The following is a 2,990-nucleotide window of genomic DNA, read 5'->3' as shown; positions in this document are numbered from 1 at the left end:
GTATTAAAATGCAAAGGTAAAAAAGATTGAAGTTATCCCTAGCCCTTTTTGATCAGGAGTTGAGAAAGAGCCAGGTTAAATATTCATAGTTCCTGGTTCAAGGTTTAAAGTTAAGGCCTAGGTTCAGGTTGAGGTTGAGAAAGGCTTTTTGATTTAAAAGGTGCCCCAAAATTGCTGATTAACGGACAAGCCCTGATACCCAAACCCTGATATCCAAACCCCGACACCATTGGATCCTTGATCTTAACAACGACAACCCTTTTATACTTCAAAAAACGGCGTCTTCATTTTCTTAAAGCCGATGTCTTTCAGGTGCTTAATCCCTTCCTCGAAATGATTCAGGATCTGCTCAGGATGATGGGCGTCAGTATTGACCATTACGGGAATATCCCAGTGGAGGCATTTTTCCAGGACGACAGGGGAGGGGAAGTACTCCTTGCTCTTGCCGCTGTATATCCCGCGGGTATTGAGTTCAACAATAACCCCTTTTTCTTTGATGGCCTTCAGCAGCCTGTCCACCAGCGCCTGGTACCAGCCTTCAGAGGTGCTGAACAGCTTTTCCTTGTTGTGCATCTTCGCCTTATCCAGATGACCAATAATATTTAGCGGCTGGGTAAGTACCATGGCAATGCTTTGTTCGAAAAAGGCCGTTACCGCCTTGCGGGCATCGCCCCCGAACACCTGCTCGATTCCTTTGAAATACCCTTCGGCGGGACCGTCAATAAACCAGATGGCATCTCCAGCCCCGGGCTTCACCAGGTGCACCGAGCCTATGCAATAATCCAGCGGGGTGTTCTGCATCCAGCCCCCAAAATCCTCCGAAATTCCCGGGATGTAGTCGATTTCCAGTCCCAGGTATAGTCTGATCTGTTCCTTATAGGCTTCTTTCAGCTTTTTTGCCCCGGCCACATATTCCGGGAAATCCTTTGCGGGAAGTGCCCAGGCGGTATTGAGAGGCAGAGGTGCGTGGGCCGAAAAACCAAAGGCCTCCAGCCCGTTTTCGATAGCCGCAAGCACATAGGCCTCCAGGGGTTCGCGGCCGTCATCGAAATGCGAATGCGTATGAAAGTTGTAACGGATCATTTTGAAGTTTAAACAGATTTGCCCGTCTCTTTGGCGTTTTGCGTCATCTTAATCATTGAGGTGATGATGTCGATTGCCACGATGTTCTCTCCACCCTGGGGTACGATGATGTCGGCATAGCGCTTGCTGGGCTCAATAAACTGCAGGTGCATTGGCTTTACGAAGCGCTCGTAATGTTCCAGCACGTCGATAAACGAGCGCCCCCTCTCCTGGATGTCGCGATAGATGATGCGCATCAGGCGGTCATCGGCGTCAGCATCCACAAAGATCTTGATGTCCATACGGTCTCTCAGCCGCGGGTTCTGCAGGGTCAGGATGCCCTCAAGGATCACTACCTCTCGTGCCGGCACGGGCACTGTCTCTTTTGCCCGCGCGCAAGTCAGGTAAGAATAAATGGGCATCGGCACTTCCTTGCCCTCGCGCAGCATATCCATATGTTTCACCAGCAGGTTAAACTCGATGGCACTGGGATGGTCGAAGTTGATTTTGGCCCGCTCCTCTGGACTCAAATGCCCATTATCCTTGTAATAGGCGTCCTGGTAGATTACCGAAACGCTGTCCTTCGGCAGGCGCTTTACCACCTTCTTTACCACCGTGCTCTTCCCCGAGCCCGATCCCCCTGCAATTCCTATGATCAGCATAATGTTGTTGTTTTTCAAGGGTAAAAATAAGCAAATCTCGGTAAGGAAGGAAGAAAAAAGCAAGGGGCGCGGAGCATGGAGCTCAAGGTTAAGGTTGAGGTTTAGGTTAAGGTTGAGAAAGTTTATTTGATTTTGGAATAAGCCTGCCTGCCTTCAGTAGGGTTTAACGAATTTAGATTTTTGAAATACCCGGAAACCCCTGATTAGCTTACCAGTCCAGGGACCTGAAACCTTTTGATCTTAACATAGACAACAATGACAACTTTGACAACACTTCCCCCGCTTCCCATGCCATTTTCTTATCTTTACTCCATGATTCATCACCTCAGCCGCCATCAGCTCAATTACCGTCATCAGCTCAGCCAGGAGCAGATCGATGTCTTCCTGGGGGAGCAGGAAGCGGCTGAGTTGCCTGGTGATAAGGCCCTGACGCTGAAGAAACTGAAGTCCTTTCTGGAGGTGACCGATGCGCTTCGGGAGGCGGGCATCGGCTTCATTCCCCTCAAAGGTTTTGTGCTTTCGCAGAAGCTCTATGGCGACCCCAGTTTTCGCTTCACCGGCGATGCTGATTTGCTAGTCAAACCCGGGGATATGGAGAAAGCCATTCGTTTGCTGCAAGAGATTGGATACCGCCCGGCCCTCTATCCCTGGCCTGCTGAACCCTTGAAAGCGCAAAAACTGATGCGGCTGCGCAACCAGTTCGCCCTGGAGAACCCCAAGTCCGGGCTCGATGTGGAGCTGCACTGGCGCCTGCTATACTATCCCGTCCTGACCCACGGGGAAATGAGCAGGATCGTCAGCAAAAACCTCGATACCATTACCCTTCACGGCCGCTCTTTCCAGGTACTGAACCGCGAGCTCGACCTGCTGTTCCTGCTCATCCACGGCGGGATGCACGGCTGGAGGCGCCTCAAATGGCTGGTGGACGTCCACGAGATCGCCCGCCAGAAATTGTTCGACCCCCAGCGCTTCATCCTCCTGGTTGAAACCTTCCGCGCCCAGCGCCTCCTTGGCCTTTACAACGAGGTCGTCAAGCACTGGTTCGATGCCTGGTATCCCTTGCCAGGCCCCCCCAAAACCAAGCCCTTCCTGGTAAAAACCGCCCTTGAAAAGATCGCATCCGACGAGGAAGGAGAGTGGCACAACCTGCCCGGCCTTTGGCGCTACTTCCGCTTCGTGCTTACCGCCTTCCCCGGCCTGTGCTACAAATGCCGGATCATCAGCTATGCCTGGCGCTCCCTCTGGATCAGCGGCGCCAAACCCCTG

General features: G+C 52.0%; 3 protein-coding genes. 1 reads left to right on the top strand and 2 read right to left on the bottom strand.

Annotation, left to right across the window (positions count from 1 at the left end; genetic code table 11):
- Positions 1-261: 261 nt before the first annotated feature.
- Both V2I46_01690 and udk read right to left on the bottom strand, forming a co-directional pair.
- A complete protein-coding gene (locus V2I46_01690) occupies positions 262-1,083 on the bottom strand; it encodes a histidinol-phosphatase (protein ID MEE4176200.1) in 822 nt (273 codons plus the stop codon).
- A gap of 8 nt (positions 1,084-1,091) precedes the next feature.
- On the bottom strand, positions 1,092-1,724 hold the full coding sequence (gene udk, locus V2I46_01685; GenBank protein ID MEE4176199.1) for a uridine kinase: 633 nt from the start codon (positions 1,722-1,724) through the stop codon (positions 1,092-1,094).
- A gap of 255 nt (positions 1,725-1,979) precedes the next feature.
- Between udk and V2I46_01680 the strand changes: the two genes are divergently transcribed.
- The coding region (locus V2I46_01680) for a nucleotidyltransferase family protein (protein ID MEE4176198.1) at positions 1,980-2,990 on the top strand (1,011 nt) is incomplete at its 3' end.

Origin of the sequence: Bacteroides sp. (assembly GCA_036351255.1) — a bacterium.
Lineage (GTDB): Bacteria > Bacteroidota > Bacteroidia > Bacteroidales > UBA7960 > UBA7960.
The sequence above is the reverse complement of the archived record's forward strand: the minus strand, read 5'-3'. Positions and strand labels throughout refer to the sequence as shown.